17 protein-coding genes and 1 tRNA gene are annotated in these 17,611 nt (G+C 27.3%); 4 read left to right on the top strand and 14 right to left on the bottom strand.

The window, feature by feature from the left end; all coding sequences use genetic code 11:
* Positions 1-10: 10 nt before the first annotated feature.
* Genes Q0F58_RS08250 through Q0F58_RS08240 form a run of 3 tightly spaced genes read right to left on the bottom strand, consistent with a single transcriptional unit; the run spans position 11 to position 2,853 of the window.
* Positions 11-1,042: a CotS family spore coat protein gene (locus tag Q0F58_RS08250; RefSeq protein WP_294374857.1), complete on the bottom strand. Its 1,032-nt coding sequence runs from the start codon at positions 1,040-1,042 to the stop codon at positions 11-13.
* A gap of 43 nt (positions 1,043-1,085) precedes the next feature.
* On the bottom strand, positions 1,086-1,865 hold the full coding sequence (locus Q0F58_RS08245) for a spore coat protein (RefSeq protein ID WP_294374854.1): 780 nt from the start codon (positions 1,863-1,865) through the stop codon (positions 1,086-1,088).
* Complete coding sequence (locus tag Q0F58_RS08240) at positions 1,837-2,853, bottom strand: CotS family spore coat protein (RefSeq protein ID WP_294374852.1); 1,017 nt, start codon at positions 2,851-2,853, stop codon at positions 1,837-1,839. Before Q0F58_RS08240 ends, Q0F58_RS08245 begins: the two co-directional genes overlap by 29 nt.
* Before the next feature lie 144 nt (positions 2,854-2,997).
* Between Q0F58_RS08240 and Q0F58_RS08235 the strand changes: the two genes are divergently transcribed.
* Entirely contained in the window at positions 2,998-4,128 is a 1,131-nt protein-coding gene (locus Q0F58_RS08235; protein WP_294374849.1) for a glycosyltransferase family 1 protein, read from the top strand.
* 87 nt (positions 4,129-4,215) lie between these two features.
* On the opposite strand, the gene Q0F58_RS08230 is transcribed toward Q0F58_RS08235, so the two are convergent.
* The 6 genes from Q0F58_RS08230 to tsaD all read right to left on the bottom strand — a co-directional run bounded on the left by Q0F58_RS08230 (position 4,216) and on the right by tsaD (position 9,708).
* Positions 4,216-5,358, bottom strand: a complete 1,143-nt coding sequence (locus tag Q0F58_RS08230; RefSeq protein ID WP_294374847.1) for an extracellular solute-binding protein — start codon at positions 5,356-5,358, stop codon at positions 4,216-4,218.
* 129 nt (positions 5,359-5,487) lie between these two features.
* A complete protein-coding gene (locus tag Q0F58_RS08225; protein WP_294374844.1) occupies positions 5,488-5,844 on the bottom strand; it encodes a carboxypeptidase regulatory-like domain-containing protein in 357 nt (118 codons plus the stop codon).
* Between the two features lie 63 nt (positions 5,845-5,907).
* The gene (locus tag Q0F58_RS08220) at positions 5,908-6,222 is read right to left on the bottom strand and encodes a PTS lactose/cellobiose transporter subunit IIA (protein WP_294374841.1); all 315 of its coding nucleotides are present in this window, start codon (positions 6,220-6,222) and stop codon (positions 5,908-5,910) included.
* A gap of 117 nt (positions 6,223-6,339) precedes the next feature.
* Positions 6,340-7,566 carry a S1C family serine protease gene (locus Q0F58_RS08215; protein WP_294374838.1) on the bottom strand — a complete coding sequence of 409 codons (1,227 nt, stop codon included), beginning with the start codon at positions 7,564-7,566 and terminating at the stop codon, positions 6,340-6,342.
* Between the two features lie 111 nt (positions 7,567-7,677).
* On the bottom strand, positions 7,678-8,682 hold the full coding sequence (locus tag Q0F58_RS08210; protein ID WP_294374834.1) for an alpha/beta hydrolase: 1,005 nt from the start codon (positions 8,680-8,682) through the stop codon (positions 7,678-7,680).
* A 6-nt stretch (positions 8,683-8,688) separates the two neighbouring features.
* The gene (tsaD, locus tag Q0F58_RS08205; RefSeq protein ID WP_294374832.1) at positions 8,689-9,708 is read right to left on the bottom strand and encodes a tRNA (adenosine(37)-N6)-threonylcarbamoyltransferase complex transferase subunit TsaD; all 1,020 of its coding nucleotides are present in this window, start codon (positions 9,706-9,708) and stop codon (positions 8,689-8,691) included.
* A gap of 254 nt (positions 9,709-9,962) precedes the next feature.
* Here tsaD and Q0F58_RS08200 point away from each other — a divergent pair, with 254 nt between their 5' ends.
* Both Q0F58_RS08200 and Q0F58_RS08195 read left to right on the top strand, forming a co-directional pair.
* Positions 9,963-10,580 (top strand): RusA family crossover junction endodeoxyribonuclease, encoded by a 618-nt coding sequence (locus Q0F58_RS08200; RefSeq protein ID WP_294374830.1) that lies wholly within the window; start codon positions 9,963-9,965, stop codon positions 10,578-10,580.
* Positions 10,581-10,608: 28 nt separating this feature from the next.
* Positions 10,609-11,169, top strand: coding sequence for a GDSL-type esterase/lipase family protein (locus Q0F58_RS08195; RefSeq protein ID WP_294374828.1), 561 nt, complete (start codon positions 10,609-10,611; stop codon positions 11,167-11,169).
* An 18-nt stretch (positions 11,170-11,187) separates the two neighbouring features.
* On the opposite strand, the gene Q0F58_RS08190 is transcribed toward Q0F58_RS08195, so the two are convergent.
* The gene (locus Q0F58_RS08190; protein WP_294374826.1) at positions 11,188-12,153 is read right to left on the bottom strand and encodes an NAD(P)/FAD-dependent oxidoreductase; all 966 of its coding nucleotides are present in this window, start codon (positions 12,151-12,153) and stop codon (positions 11,188-11,190) included.
* A gap of 120 nt (positions 12,154-12,273) precedes the next feature.
* Between Q0F58_RS08190 and Q0F58_RS08185 the strand changes: the two genes are divergently transcribed.
* Positions 12,274-13,068, top strand: a complete 795-nt coding sequence (locus tag Q0F58_RS08185; protein ID WP_294374824.1) for a hypothetical protein — start codon at positions 12,274-12,276, stop codon at positions 13,066-13,068.
* 111 nt (positions 13,069-13,179) lie between these two features.
* Here Q0F58_RS08185 and Q0F58_RS08180 read toward each other — a convergent pair whose 3' ends face one another.
* The 4 genes from Q0F58_RS08180 to Q0F58_RS08165 form a co-directional block, all read right to left on the bottom strand.
* Positions 13,180-14,523 (bottom strand): TldD/PmbA family protein, encoded by a 1,344-nt coding sequence (locus Q0F58_RS08180; RefSeq protein WP_294374822.1) that lies wholly within the window; start codon positions 14,521-14,523, stop codon positions 13,180-13,182.
* 1 nt (position 14,524) lies between these two features.
* Positions 14,525-15,904: a TldD/PmbA family protein gene (locus Q0F58_RS08175; RefSeq protein WP_294374820.1), complete on the bottom strand. Its 1,380-nt coding sequence runs from the start codon at positions 15,902-15,904 to the stop codon at positions 14,525-14,527.
* Between the two features lie 177 nt (positions 15,905-16,081).
* A complete protein-coding gene (locus Q0F58_RS08170; RefSeq protein ID WP_294374818.1) occupies positions 16,082-17,050 on the bottom strand; it encodes a polysaccharide deacetylase family protein in 969 nt (322 codons plus the stop codon).
* 362 nt (positions 17,051-17,412) lie between these two features.
* Positions 17,413-17,487 (bottom strand) — tRNA-Asn (locus tag Q0F58_RS08165).
* Positions 17,488-17,611: the final 124 nt, after the last annotated feature.

The following is a 17,611-nucleotide window of genomic DNA, read 5'->3' as shown; positions in this document are numbered from 1 at the left end:
ATATTAATTTTTATATGATTTTCTTTAAATTTTCTATTAATTCCTTTCTAAATGGTTCATTATTCATTTTGCTTTTCAATCTGCTCAAATAAATATCATAGGTCCATTTTTTGCGTTTAAAATAATAATCTTTAGTTATAGAATATATATCTTTAGGAAACATTAAAAAAATATATATCAATTCCCTTTCTTCCTTGATAAGTTTACTTGTATTTTCGTATGCATCTAATGCAAGAAACATTTTATCAATATCAAAAGCTGAAGTCTTTATTGTTTTAAGAAGAAATTCAGAAATGTCACATACTCTTAAATCCAATGTCATATAATCAAAATCAATAATATTTACTTCTGAATTCTTAATAAGGAAATTATGATATGCCAAATCGTTATGGCATATTACTATGTTATTAGAATCTTTTCTCAATTCATCATATACACTCTTATCAATTTTTTCTTGTACAATTTGTATATCATCAATATATTTATCTACATTATCTAAAAATAAATTGTCAAATTCATTTTTGTATTCATATCTAGCAACAATACTTTTCATATATTTAAGATCTTCTATTGCTTTTTCTATTTTTACTTTAAATGATTCTCCAATAATATTGTTATTATATTGTTTTTTTAAATAATCTAATATTCCTTTTGATCCATCATGCATAAGTGCTATATTACTAGCACATAATTCTATTTCTATTGGATTACTAAAGGATGCTTCTCTGCCATTAAGAATATCCATAACCACATATATATTATTTTTCCATTCTATATAATTTAAATTATTTTTTAATTTATTATATTTTATTATATTCTTATAGCTTTTTTTCAAATAATTTAATGATTCACTTATAAATGTTATTCTATCAATATCATAATTTACTTTTTTCAAAATTTTATTGCCTTCATCAGTTGATAATATAAAAACTTTTCTAAGTGGTGTAACATCATTTATTTTTAATCCTGCTGCTTCAAAAAATTCCAGACTCAAATCATATTCACATAAATACTCTCTTTCAGAATACCTTATTTTATTCATTCTGTAACCTCCATATTTTCTAATGAATATATCATGAACCTTATTATTTTATAAACACTTTATCTTCATACTTTAGACTCTCCTTTAAAAGTTCTACAAACTCTTCATCACTCTTGCTTTTTTTGTTATTTCTATATCTTTCCCACGTTTTAAAAAAATTTTTAGGGTAACTACACAGCGCTCTAATATATTTTATACTGTCTAACGATAAATGAGATTGATGGACAAAAAATCTTATAATTTCATCTTCGTCTATATCTATTCCTTTCTTTTGAATCCTCTTTATATACCTATACAAATCTTCTTCAACGAGATTATAACTCATTCCTTTTATAGTCCCAATTTCAAAATTTCCATTCACTTTTCTTAAATTGCCTTGATCTACTCTTCCAATGCATATCTCTTCTCTATTCATGCTTCTCCTTATAATATCAAAGTATCCATTTTGTAATATATAATCAACAGCTTGTAATCCTTGGTAAACCATTCTCTTTCCTTCAGAAAGAAATAATTTTTCAACTTCATTTTTTGAATTTTTGTCAAAAACACTCTTATAATCTCTCTGAACCCTTTTTAATTGAACTTTAAACCCTTCTACTTCTTTCCCTATACAGCTTCCAATCTTACATAAATCATCAAATCTGCAGCAAATTAATGCTTTGTGTAATTCAACCATTATACCTATCTGATTTTCACATGACTTTTTTCCAAAACTTTTATCATATGAGAAATAATCATTTTTTATAATTATACCTTTAGATTCAAAATATTTATTTAATGATAATTCATCTATCTTAATCTCCCCCCTTAAAATAAGAATCAATAAACTCTTCTCTTTCAATTCTATCTTCAAGATATTTTTGCAGCCTATTTAAAAAAAATTCTTCTGTCCATGGCTGCTGTTCCCAATAAACTTGTATTCCAAGCTGCCAAAAAGCTTGTGGAAACCTTATAAATTCTCTCATTATAGGAAATTCACTTTTTTTTATTTCAAAAATTTTTGAATATGAATATAAAATTAAATCAGCTTTTCTAATGCTCCATTTTCCATTTTTCATTGCTCGTATAAACAGAGAAGAAATATCATGAAGATGTGAATCCAAAATACAATAATCAAAATCTATGATTTTAAATTTTCCTGTTTTCTCTACTAATATATTATGATATGCATAATCATGATGACAAAACCCACGTTTAAAAACTTCTTTTTCCATTATTTCTACATAATTATTTTTTCTAAGTCCTTCAATGCTCCTTTCTGCTATCTGTATCTCTTTTTCTATATTATCTAAATATATCAAATCGAAATTAGATTTGTAGGCTTTCTGTATTATTCTATTCTTAAAATCAAGAATTTCATTTTTTCTTGTTTCAAAAACTTTTTCCCATGAAAACCATCCTATTCTTGGTTTCATATATGAATTAATATTAAACCCTAAACTAGCTTTATGAAGTCTTGCTAGTTCTGTTGATATTAATGAAAGTTCAATAGGATTATCAAAATTACTCAATCTTGATGTAATCCATTCTGTCAAATAAACATAACTTCCATTAAAAATTCCAAACTCTAATCCCTTATTGTTTAAAATAAATTTGGGTATATCCATGAATCCATTGTTTTGTAAATGCTTCATTGCAGATAGGATAAAGTAGAAATGAGGAAATTCATATTTAATAGTTTTTAATGAATATGTTTTAGCAGCAGTTTTTATTTTATAGCTATTTTTTATTTTTTCTACTTTTTCTACTTGTAAATTATAATTTTCCTCAATAAATTTTTTAATTTTAATTACATCATTATCATCATTCATAAAAATTCCCAATTAATATTATTTATCTTATATATATGTTTCAAAATAATTTATTGTGATTTATAACAAATTCAATTTTATATAATCACCAAAAACAACAACTATTAATATCTTATAAATATATGTGTTTGTAGAGGTGCTCATATGAAAATTGCAATAGATGCACGAGGTGCTGATTTATATAATGGTACTGGAATTGGAACATACACTTTTAATTTAATTAATAATATGATAAATTTAAATTCTTCTAATAAATTTATGCTCTTTTGTTCAGGCTCACTTAACAAAAATTTCAATAAAAGTAATACTGAAATATTGTTTTCATCAGGTCATCATGGAACATTTTATGAAAAATATTACTTTCCTTCTAAAATAAAAAATTCTAATATTGACTTGTATCATATTCCTCAAAATGGAATAGGATTTAATTACGATGTTGATATCCCAACTGTTGTTACAATACATGATTTAATACCATATATAATGCCTGAAACAGTTGGAAAAGGATATCTTGAAAGGTTTTTGAGAGATATGCCAAATATAATTCGTAAATCAGCAGCAATACTTACAGTGTCTGAATATTCAAAGAAAGATATCCTAAAATTTTTTAGTTTTTATCCTGAAAACCAAATCTATGTTACTCCGCTTGCAACTAATTCAAAATTTAAACCTCTTGATAAAATTCAATCAAAATCCTATGTACAAAAAAAATACAGCTTTACAACACCATATATCCTTTACATAGGGGGATTTAGTCAAAGAAAAAACACGGCCGGACTTATTAAGGCATTTAATAATTGCTATAATAGTTTAAATAAATCATATACTCTATTACTTGGCGGTTCCTTAAAAGATGAAGGTTTGCAGCTATATGACTATGTAAAAGCTAACAACTTATCTGATAAAATTAAATTCTGTGGTTATTTAGATGAAGATATACTTCCAATACTGTATAGCGGATGTGAAGCTTTCATATATCCTTCATTTTATGAAGGATTTGGACTACCACCACTTGAGGCTATGAGTTGTGCTGCTCCTGTAATAACTTCAAATATAACTTCTATTCCTGAAGTAACAAATGATTCAGCTATATTAATAAATCCTTATTCTCAGCTTGAACTTGAAAAAGCACTTGTGAGATTACTAAATGATGAAATATTAAAAAAGGAACTTTCTGAAAAAGGATATAATAATAGTCTAAAATTTTCTTGGAAAAATACAGCTGAAAAAACACTAAATATATATCAAGATATTATCAATTCTCTTTCTGTATAACAATAACTATCAGCATAAAATTTTATATATTTTTCATAAAAAACAAAGCTGATGCATTCAGCATCAGCTTATGATATAAACAAAAAATTAATTAGAACCTGTATATGTCTTTTTTATATCAATAAATTTATTATAATCAGAAATTGTGTTCGATTTTTCTTCAATATTATTTAATATTATTATAGGACTGTTTCCTTCAAAATTATTAGGCATAACTTCTATATCCTTATTTTTGTAAGTATACAAATAACACGAAAAGAAATCACCTTTTGTGACATATTTAACTGCATCAGAATTATTTGTTATTACATAAGTTATGAATTTTTCCACAAGTTTTCTATTATCCTCTACATTATTTAAAACTACTAGATTATCTCCTTCATTACAAAAAAATTTGCTTGACCCATGAGAAATACTTGGTACATTTCCTATACTCCATGTACATTCAATATCTATTGCACTAATTTCTTTTATTGCATTTATAGATGATATTCTTCCTAAAAATTCTCCACCTTCATTCAAATTTAATATATTGTTATTATTCAATTCTGATATCATACTATCTGTTTTCGCCTTTACATCTTCTGAAGGTATATTTTTGCCCATATACTGCATTATTAACAATGAAACAAGATCCTCATAATCCTGACCAGTAGCATTTATTATTCTTACTTTTTCATTACTTCTCACATAAATATCTTTTCCAATACTTATTATATCATCCCATGTATTTATATCATCTCTTGTATACCCATATTCATTAAGCATATCTTCTCTTATATACAATGCAAGAGGCCTTGAAGTAAATGGAATCCCAATAGAAATATCATCATATTTCATCTGCTGAAGTCTATATTGAGAAAAATTTTTAGAATATGCTGATAGAATATCTTGTTGTTCCTCAAAATAATTCACTTTTTCTAATTTCATATCTTCAAAATCACTTCTATCAATTTGAGCTATATATGTTACATTATCATTTTTATTATTGATTTCCTGCATTATTTCTTTATCATTATAAATTTTTTTAACCTTCACTTCTGCCTTATTGTTTAATTCCATAAATCTCTCTGCACACTCTGATAAATAATCATATGTATCAGAATAGACAATTATCTCTATTTTTCCTCTAAGAACTTGTTCCTTATTGGGTTTATATAAATTAACTCCGAACATTCCAATTATTAAAATAATTATTAGAATTATTATATATTTAATTTTAACCTTCACTATAAACACCTACTTATATTCTCTCTTAATTATGGTAAAACTTATTAATAAGTATAACATAAAAAGTTCCCTATAAAAGAGAACTTTTTATTTTATTATTATATTTTTAACTATCTTTGTGAAATGATGCTAGCAGTTTTTACAAGCTTTATCTCCAATGCATCCACCCTTATAACATGAAGCATTAATTGGCTCATATCTTATTCTAATATTATCCTTATAAACCTTTAACATATACTTTTCATTAGGACATAAAGGACCTAATAAAAATTGTCCATAGCAATCAGTAAAAGTATGAGTCAATGGAATTATTCCTTTATCACAAACCTTTAATAGTTTGATTACAGCATCAGCTACAGGTTTTCCACATTCATCAATAACAGTTCCATATAAAACACTTCTGTTTTCTTTTCCTATTTGTATAACCGCATCAATCTGTTCATTTTCTCTAGGACATATAGAACATACACTTACTCTTCCGCTCATTATTTTTACCTCCAAAAGTTATTTATATAATAAATTATGAAGATAATAGTAAAATTGTGCATATTATTTATGTTCTAGTTTGTAAACTCTTTCATTCATCTCAATAAGTTCTACTGCTAAGTCTTTAAATGTCATAGTTGTCATTAAATGATCCTGTGCATGTACAATAAGCAGTGAAAAATCAATCTGATCATTTGCAGCTTCACCTTGAATTAAACTTGTTTCAGAACTATGTGCATAACCTAATTCTTCGTCTGCCATTCTTATAAGTTCTTTTGATTTATCAAACAACCCTTCTTTAGCGAATGCAATGGCTTCCATAGAATAACTTCTAGCCTCTCCACTGTGCATTATTATACTCAGTATTACCTCTTCCATAAATTGATTATCTCCCCTTATATTTTTTCCATTATATTCATTAATTTTACTACTATTCATATGAATTTAAAAGAAAAAAATAATAGAAGCATAAAACTCCTATTATTTAAGTTATCTTTACTTTGTTTCTTCTAAAATAACATTCAAATCAATTTTCTTTTTATCTCTTACTACTGTTATCTTCATAGTATCGCCCACATCTTTACTTTGTTTTATTTCCTTAAGTTCATCAAAAGTCTTTACTGCTTTTCCATCACACTCTACAATTACATCACCAATTTTTAAACCGCCTTTTTCTGCTGGAGAATACTCATCAACAGAAACTATATATAATCCTTCTTCCAAATTATATTTTGCAGCAGTGTCACTATCTATTGGTCTAATCTTTATTCCCAAATTTAAAATCTGCTTTGATAAAGTATCAATCTGGCTCTTGACTTCATTTATTGGAATTGCAAATCCTATTCCTTCAACACTAGCTGATCCCATTGATTGAGAACTTAATTTCATTGAATTAATTCCTATTACCTGACCTTTTGTATTTACTAAAGGTCCACCACTATTACCTGAATTTATAGCTGCATCTGTTTGAATTAAATGTACAGTTGAACCATTCTGTGATTGAATAACCCTGTCATTTCCGCTTATTACACCTTTAGTTAAAGTATATGCTAAATTCTTTGAAAGTGGTGTTCCTATTGCTATTACTTCTGCACCAGGATATAATTCGTCTGAATCTCCAAGTTCAGCAGTTGCTGGAACTTTAGTTCCTTCTTTTAATTTAATCATTGCTATATCTTTTTCCTGATCATAATTAACCACTGTAGCTGATACTTCATTTCCATCACTTAATGTAACAGTAATATCTTGTGCACCTTCAATTACATGATAATTTGTCAATATATATCCATCTTCATTTATTATAAATCCAGAACCCATACCTTCATATTGACTTGAAGTAAAGCCATTATTGGTTGTTCCTGTTGTTGATATTATTACAACAGCTGGTGATACTTTACTAAATGCATCTGCTGCTGACATTGCTTCAGAATCACTTTGTGTAAAAGATTGAGGAACATAATTTACTTGATTAGTTATAGCTGCCTTATTTCCATTTCCTGAATTATTCTTAATAAGAGAATAAGTAACGCCTCCACCTACAAGTCCTCCTGTAATTGTCAATAAAAGACATCCTGCTACCTTTCCTAAAAATCCTTTTCTCTTCTTTTTCTTAAATTCATTATTTCCATCGTATGCAAATTGGTTTCCATAAACATTTGAATCACTTTCATCAACTGGTGATGATTCTACATCAATAAAATTCTTATTTTCATCATTCATCATATGCTATTCCTCCTAAACTAATAACCTTTATATTAAATCAATAAACATTACTTACTTTATATTGTTAGTATATAAACTCTTTGTGTCAAACACATGACAAATAATAATAGTCTAAGAATTTTTTGATAATTTCCTTACCTGTTTTATAACAGTATTTATTCCATTAACAACACATTCAGAATCTGAAATTGATACTGGTGTCTCTTGAGAATTTTCAATATATAATGTTGTAATTTCTGGATTACCAAGATCAACCAATGGTTCTGACTCTTTATTGCTTATAATGTAAAGAGGTTTATTATAAAACATTCCGTCTTCTTGGCTTTCTGAAACATTCTTATATACATTTTCTATTTCATTCTTAACAGCACCTTTGTGATTTCTTCTATTTTTAAAACTATTGAATTCCTCTAATTCATTCTCATTCAAACTATTTATAAAAGTCGTATTTTCCAACGTAAGATTCATATTACTTAATAAAGATGTAAGTGAAATTCCAGCCCCTGCATATTCAATTTGACTTCTTATATATGGAATATATATATTTTTTTTAACTTCTTTATCCTCAAGACTTTTTTCAGCTATGGGATTAACAAGAACAACTCCTGCTACAGAATCTGGATATAATTTAGCAAAGTTAGTTAATACCAGACTTCCATATTCTTCACCTACAAGTATATATGGTCCAGATGCTCCAGCTTTCCTAAGTAACAATTTCAGCTGTTTAGCTTGTTCTTCTGGAGAAATCCTTGTTCCTCCATCATTAAATCCATAACCTCGTCTATTATAGATAAAAGTTGAAACCTTGTTTTCTTCATCCAGCATATTGCATACATTGTTCCACTCATATAAATTAGTTCCTATTGATCCATCAAAAATCACAGTATAATCACCACTGCCTTTAAGTTTGTACTCAATTTTTTTTCCATCGAGTCGTACGTATTTAAAATGTGATTTAAGCTTCGAATTTACAATTAAATTGCTTATACTTTGTATAAGAAAACCTATTGTTAACAATACTACTAAAAATATTGCACATCTTTTTAGTATTTTCATTTTACTTATTTTTTCTTTATCTAATTTATATAATCCATTAGAATGAGATAACAGCTTCATTTTTTATTACCCCTCCGCTAATTTTAAATTAGGCTTTGCATTAATATCTAAATCTGATTCTGCTCCATCCATCAATTTAAAATATGCTGCACTTCCAATCATTGCTGCATTATCTGTACATAAAATTGGTTCTGGAAATAATATTTCTATTCCTCTTTTAGCACCTTCATTAATCAAAGTTTCTCTTAAATATGAATTTGATGCTACACCCCCTGCAACTGCTATCTTGTTTAATTTTTTTCTTTCACATGTTAAAAATACATTATTTTTCAAAACATCTACAATAGCCTTTTGAAATGAAGCGGCAATATCTGCCTTATTTATTTCTTCTTCTTTCATTTTTGCTTTATTTAAATAATTTAACACTGCTGATTTAACTCCACTAAATGAAAAATCTAATGTGTTATCATGAAATTTTGCTCTTGGAAAATCTATTGCATCTTCATTTCCTTCTTTTGCAAGTTTATCAATTTTAGGACCTCCTGGATATCCTAATCCTAAAGCTCTAGCAACTTTATCATAAGCCTCACCTGCTGCATCATCTCTAGTCTGGCCTATAACTTCAAAATCTCTATATGATTTTACATGTACTACAAAAGTATGGCCTCCAGAAACAACTAATGATACAAATGGAGGTTTTAAATCTTTATACTGAATAAAATTAGCACTTATATGACCTTGTATATGATTTACAGGTATAAGCGGTTTATTTGCTCCCAGTGCTAATCCCTTAGCATATTGAAGACCAACAAGCAAAGCTCCAACTAATCCTGGTCCATATGTAACTCCAATTGCATCAATATCTTCTAATTTTAAATCTGCTTCTTCAAGTGCTGCTTTCACCACACTATCTATAACTTCAATATGCATTCTTGAAGCAACTTCTGGAACCACTCCTCCATATTTTTTATGTGTATCTATTTGAGATGCTATTACATTTGATAAAACTTCTCTTCCGTTTACCACAACTGCTGCTGAAGTTTCATCACAACTTGATTCTATTGATAAAATTATTTTCTTATCCATTTTTATCCCTCTTCTTATATATTTATCTTATTTAAAGTTTCTAATATATAACCACATTTAATTATATATTAGAAACTTTAAATTTCTTCTTTATTAATGATTAAAAATTTATTAAGATTACTTTCTTACATTAATCTTAATAATACCCAAATATTATACTTTATATATACAATATTATCAATTTTTCGTGATTGTATAACATATTAATATCCTGTATAGTTTTAATTGAAATACATTATATAAGGAGATATAAAATGACGGATTATGCTAAAGTAATAATAAAAGGCTCACCTATAACAAAATCAAATTTTAAGCTTCATAATGTAAATGGTCGTGCCATTCTTCCAGACAATACCGGAAAATACTATGATAGATATTCATTATATGAGCAGGAAATAGCACTTCTTGCACGAAGTCAAAATCCTGATGTTGTATTCTCAGAAAGCCTTATTGCAATATTAAAAGTGTATTATAAAAGTGAAAAAAGACATCCTGATACCATAAATATAACTAAAAGTATTTTTGATGGAATCGAAAAAAGTGGTTTAATAGTAAATGATGCTCAAATAACCAAAATATTTACTGAAGAATATTATGATAAAGAAAATCCCAGATTTGAATTAGAATTATATGCTGAAAGTAAATATAATTTCAATTATAAATTAACGCAAAAAGATGTTCCATCTACCCCAAAATTATATTCACCTATAAAGAAAAATATTTTAAAAAACAAACTTAATACAAAAATAAATAATAATTCTTCATCAAAATCTTGTAGCATATGTAAAAAGGACATTGATTCAGATAATTATATAAAAGCTGATGGTGGAAAAACAATCATATGCAATAAATGTTTTAAAAAATTATTTTAATATTAGAAACGGAAGTGATTGATAATATATGAGTTATAATATAGATATTATATTTTTAGGAGACAGTCTTACTTATGGCTATGGAGTTCCAAAAGAAAAATCTTGGGTATATCTAACAGCAAAACGCTTAAATCTTAATTACTTAAATAAAAGCCAAAATGGAGATACAACACCCTCTATGCTTTCAAGATATTACTCAAATGTTATTAAATATAATCCTTCTAGAATTTTTATAATGGGTGGCACTAATGACCTTTTGTGTGGAAGAAAAGTATTATCAATAAGTGATAATATTGAAATAATGATAAAAGACGGACTTAAAATAAATGCTGAAATTATTTTAGGAATTCCTCCTAAAATAATAGGTTCAATGGCTAATGAATTATTTATCCCCTCTTCATTTTACAAATACACAGAAGAAAATCTTTTAAATTTAAAAGAACAATTAATATGCTTATCTAAAAAATATAAAATAAAAATAATTAATTTTTATGATATAGATTTCACCAATTTTTATCTGGATGGCATTCATATTTCAACAGAAGGAAATAATATTATGTATAATGAAGCAGTAAAAATACTAAAATAGTATTTTTACTGCTTCATTTTATTTGAAAAAGTATTTTTTAATATATTCTGCAGCTTTTTTCCCGCATTCTGTTCCATCTATTTCTGAAAACTTGAATACATCTTCTCCATAAATTATATTTCCACATGCAAAAAATCCATCAATAGATGTCATATAATTCTCATCTATTTTAATAGCAGAAGTTCTTTCATCAATATCTACTTTTAATTTTTTTATTCCTTCAACTTCAGGAATAAATGCAATAGAAAGCAATAAACAATCACATTCTTTATCAAAAACACTTCCATCTTCTAAACTCAATAATTTAACATTATCTATTCTTGTTTTACCACTAACACCAATAATTCTTGATTTATCTATAATTGGTATATCAAATCCTTCAATAATATCATCTATCTCATCATTTCTAATTGTTTCAAAGTCTTCTTCCAAAACAACTGCTGATATTTTTACCCCTTCTATAATAAGTCTTCTTGCAAGAAGAAATCCCCATTTATCTTTTGCTGTTATTATAGCATTTCTTCCTGGAACATAACCTTCAAGATTTACAATTCTTTGAGCTTCTCCAACTGTAAATATTCCTGTAAGAGTATTTGTAGAAATATTTAAGTTTCCAGAATATTTTTCTCTTGCTCCCATTGCAAAAATAACTGTACTTGCACTTATATCTTTAACTCCTTCTAAAGGACTAACATACGTCACAACTCTATCACTGCTTATATCCAAAACATTTGAATTCAATAATAAATCTATATTTTTCTGTCTCAATTCATCTAAAATAAACTGAATATATTCTGGTCCTGTAATGCACTTTCCTAATGATGTTTTTCCAAAATTATTATGTATAAGCTGATTTACGATTCCTCCAACACAAGATTCCTTTTCAATTACCAAAATTTTCTCTATACCACATTTTGAAGCGCTTAATGCTGCTGTCATTCCAGCTATTCCTGCTCCAATAATAATCAAATCATAACTTGCCATAACTCTCTCCTTTTACTTTTTTATTTCAATTGTAAAATTTCCACTTTAAGTAAACCTAAAATCAATATATAATATAATTATACAATATATTATATTATTTTAAAGTTAGTGGTGATTTATATGAATTTACTTCCCTTAATCCTTTATTCAATAGGAATTATTGGTATTATACTTTCTCTTATATTTATTATTTTTTCTATAAAAAGAGGTGGACATGCTTCTTTAAGTTTAATTATAGCAGCTTTTCTTTTATCTATTTCTTTAATGGGAGCTGGAAGTGGAATACTATTTCTTCAACACATGAAAGTTCCTGACGACTCAGATAATATTGAAGTTGGAGATTCATCTGAACAGTCATCAACAAAAAATGCTGAAGCTTCAATTGATAATTTAAAATTTGAATATAATTTAGCTTCATCTGGAAATTCAATTGGTAGATATGCAGAAATCACAATTGATAATAATTCAGATAGTGTATTTAATGGGAAAATCAATCTTACTTTTTTAGATTCATCTCAAAAAGTTACCAATACACTTGTATTACCTATAAAAAACTTAATGCCAAATTCTACTTATAATCCTAATGCTTTGGTAAGTAATAGTGCAAGTAATATTGAATATTCTTTTTCTGGTAATTTTGATAAGAATATAGATACAAGTATACCATTCACTATAAAGAAAATAACTTTCGGAAACAATTTTTTTAGATTTGATGTTATAACTGATGATGCATCACCTCAAAATTTAAAAAATATATGTGATCAATTCTCAAGTGAATACAACTCAAGTTTATGTGATGGATTTCTAATTTATTTTTATTCATCAAATTCATCAGAAAAACTTAATTTTAATGATGCACTAGGAGATTTTTATTTAGATAATTCTACACAAAAATCCAACCTTGTACTCTACTAAATTCAAAATCTATTTTAATAGAAATTTATTTTAAACTTATTTTTTGATGAGACTATTGCACAAAGATTGAATTCTACTAATTAGTGCAATAGTCTCATTACTTTATTTATTCTATTTTCCAGCAATAGATAATTCTTTTACAATTACAGATGGACACCCAATACTGCTCATAGGGAACTTTAAATCGCTCCCTACACATTCAATATCCTTTAAAAGTGTAAAGAAATTTCCTGCTACAGTTATCTGCTCTATAGGAAATGTTTTCTTTCCGTTTTCAACCATAAATCCTTTTGCTGCTAATGAAAAATCTCCTGTTACAGCATTTGCACCTGAATGAAGTCCTGCAAATTCAGTTATTATCACTCCATCTTTAATATTTTCACAAAGTTCTTCAAAAGACTTTTCTCCAGGTTTTATATAAAAATTAGTAGCACTTATTCCTACGATAGATGCATATGAACTTTTAAATCCATTTCCAGTTGATTTCACTCCGGCTTTATTTGCTGTCTTTAAGTTGTATAACAATGTATTTAATTTACCGTTACTTATAATTTCTTTTTTATAAGTTGCAACACCTTCATCATCAAAAGCAGTTGTTCCTAGACCATCTTTTAAATGTGGATCATCTACTAAAGTAACAACATCTGATGCAACCATTTTCCCTTCTTTATCTTTTAGTAAAGATAGACCCTTTTGTGCTTGCTCTGAATCGAATATAGGATCAAAAGTTCCAAGAAGAGAAACCATTGCCTCATTATTTATTATTATTTTATATTTTCCTGAAGATATACTCTTTCCACCAACCCTAGATAAAGCTTCCTTTATTCCATCATTAGCTATTTTTTCTGGATTTACATCTTCTATCTTCTCAGCTATGACATATCCCATTCCATCATATTTTTCATTATTATCTTCTATTATTGGAACAACATATGCTGTCAAATGATTTCTCTTATTTTTTAAATCAAGACCCTTAGAATTGATTATTCCATACGTAGATTTTCCATAACCTATACCACATCCTGAAAAATTTACAATCTTATCGCATTGCTTTTTGCATTGGCTTTCCATTTCAAGAGCAAGCTTAATAAGCTGATCTGGTTTTACCAAATCAAGTTCTTTTTTATAACAATCAATCTTTTTATACTCTTTATCTCCTTCATAAATAAATTGTGTATCATTATTTTCTATAGCTAATGCTGCACTTTTTGCATTGTTTATAACTGTATTGATAGCTTCATCATCCAATATTTCAGTATATGAGTATCCCATCTTTCCATTAATCATTCCTCTAAACGAAAGTCCAAATGCAGTATTAAGTTTATACTTTTCCACTTCACCTTCATAAATGTTAATATTTAAGCTTTCAACATCTGAATAATAAATTTCGCATTCCTCAAAACCTGACTTTTTAGCTTCACTAAAAAGTTTCTCTTTAAATAAATTAAAATCCATCTTATCTACCTCCTACAGTTATTTTCTTAACTCTAATCATAGGCTGACCTACATTAGTAGGTATATTACCTGATGAAGAGCCGCATATTCCTTGAGCTAATTCTAAGTTATCACCAACCATATCAATATCCATAAGTACATCGCTTCCCTTTCCAATAAGGCTAGCACCCCTTACCGGCTCTTGAATCACACCATTTTTAACTAAATAACCTTCCTGAACGGAAAAGTTAAATTCACCTGTAACTGGATTAACTGACCCTCCTCCAAGTTTCTTTGCATATAATCCATCTTCAATAGATTTTATTATATCATCAGGCTTATCAGTTCCAGCAGCAATATAAGTATTAGTCATTCTTGATGTAGGTTGATATTTATAACTTTGTCTTCTAGAACTTCCTGTAGATTTCATATTCATACGTCTTCCATTAAGTTTATCTATCATATATCCTTTTAAAATACCATTTTCTATTAATACATTCTTTTGTGTTTTATTTCCTTCATCATCTATATTTAATGATCCCCATGCATTAGGTATTGTTCCATCATCAATTGCAGTAACTTTTGAAGAAGCTATCTGCTGTCCAAGTTTTCCTGCAAAAACTGAATTTCCTTTTGCTACTGCAGTAGCTTCTAAAGCATGACCACATGCCTCATGGAATATTACTCCACCGAATCCATTATCAATAGCAACAGTCATATTGCCTGCTGGACAGTTCTTAGCGTGAAGCATAGTATGAGCTATTCTTGCTGCTTCTATTCCTGCTGCTTCTGGATCAATTTTTTCAAACATTTCAATTCCCATATGTCTTCCTGGTCCTTGAAAACCAGTTTGATTTTCATTATCTTTTGATGCTACAGCACTTACTCCTAATCTAGTTCTAATTCTAGTATCCTTTATATATATTCCTTCTGTGTTTGCAATTAACACATTCTGTTCTTTATCTGAATAATTTGCAATTACTTGAGATATTTCATTATTATAATTTTTTGCTCCACCATATGCAGTCTTTAATACAGCAATTTTTTTTTCATATTGCACATCTTTAGGATAATATAATATAGGATGTATTGTTTCTATCTTTTTTTCATTTAGTACAATACTTTTTTCTTCCTTAATTTCTCCCAATGCAAGTGCAGCTCTATATGCTGTTTCTAATAAACTGTCTAAACTATTGTTGTTTGTATATGCATAAACACTTTTAAACCCTTTAAAAATTCTTATTCCTATACCATAGCTTCTTCCTCCAATAGCATCATGAACCTTTCCATCTACTAATGATATAGAATTATTGATTGAATCATCTTCAAAAATCTCAGCAAAATCTCCTCCTGTTATTAAACACTTAGACAATACTTCTGAAACTATATTTTTAGATAACATTAAACTCCTCCTTATTTAAATTTGAAATTATTTACTTTATTTTATTATACAAAAATATCTTATAATAAATATACATTTTTTTATTCAAATAAAATTTAAAATAAAAATACTTATGTAATATGAATAGATATATTTATTATATCTATTATATTAACACAAGTATTTTAGTATTACAGATTATTTTATAACTCTAAATTCATATCCATTATCTTTAAAATAATGAATAATATCTGGTAATGATTTAGCAGTTTCTTCTTTTTTATATGTATCATGCATTAATAATATAACTTTCTGCTTAGTTCCGGTTGTATTAATAACCTCTTGATATAACTGCTGTGCATTTTTAGATGCTCCTTCCGCATCTTTAGAAAGTGCATTCCAATCAATATAACTATATCCTTCTTGTTGAAAATAATCGTCTAATGCTTCTGTACCCTTCCAAGTCATATGTCCCCCAGGAAATCTTATTGCCTTAGTTGTAAAATCTTCCCCAAGAACACTCTTTAGTGAAGCATTAGTTTTTTCTACTTCATCCTTAAAATTATTCACATTAACAATATTATTAGGATATAAAATTTTATAATTATGTGAATAACTATGAATTCCTATAGCATTTCCTTCTGAAACAGTTCTTTTTAATAATTCTTTATTTTCCTCACTTGAATCAATTGCTTTTCCTAAAACAAAAAAAGTTGCATGTACTCCCTCATTTTTTAGTATATCTAATATTTGAGGTGTAACAGTTTCTGATGGTCCATCATCAAAAGTAAGATATACTGCTTTTACTCCATCTGCACCTTCAGGCATTTGTCCTTTCATTTGTTGATCTAAGTATTTTTGAATAAATTGCGGAGAATCTGATGGTATATCATTAATATCTGCATCACTTTCATTTTGTGCATTTGATTCGTCATTCTCTGAATTTGATTCATTATTTTTACTATTATCACTATCATTATTATTGTTACTATTATTTAAGACAATCTGATTATCCGTTGCTTGTACAGTATTTATATATGTAAAAAACCTTTGAGCCATTACAGCACTCCCCACAACAACCAGAATTACTATACTTGTACATAGAATAATTAATTTAGTCTCATACATCATTTTACTATTTTTATCTCGTCTTGATTTATGTCTCATTTTATCCCCCACACAATACCTATATAAAATTATAATAAATTAATAATATATACTCTTTTAAAATTATTAATTGCATTTCAATAATTATTATAAACATTCTATATAGTTTTACAATAATAAAAATATATTTTTAAGATATATTCTATAAATATATTAACATATAAATTAAAATAAGTTTACATGTTAATAATTCCAATAAATATAATTAATCCCTGTAATAAAATTTTAATTGATTTAAAGCTTTAAACAGTGTAATGATTTTTGCAGCATTTTTAATATTTATCATTTAATTTTCACATAAAAAAAAGCTGATTTCTCAGCTAAATTACTTAATATAAATAATATATATAAATATAAAAAAATGGCTCCGCGAAGAGGACTCGAACCTCCAACCTATCGGTTAACAGCCGAGTGCTCCACCATTGAGCTATCGCGGAACATTATTTGAAGAAACTATTGTTCTTTCAAAATTGCATATTATCTGTATTTACAACTTATTATTGGTCAAGCCCTCGACCTATTAGTATCAGTCAGCTAAATACGTTACCGCACTTACACCTC

The organism is uncultured Clostridium sp., assembly GCF_934754915.1.
Taxonomy (GTDB): Bacteria; Bacillota; Clostridia; order Clostridiales; family Clostridiaceae; genus Clostridium.
This window is presented reverse-complemented; position numbering and strand designations above follow the sequence as displayed.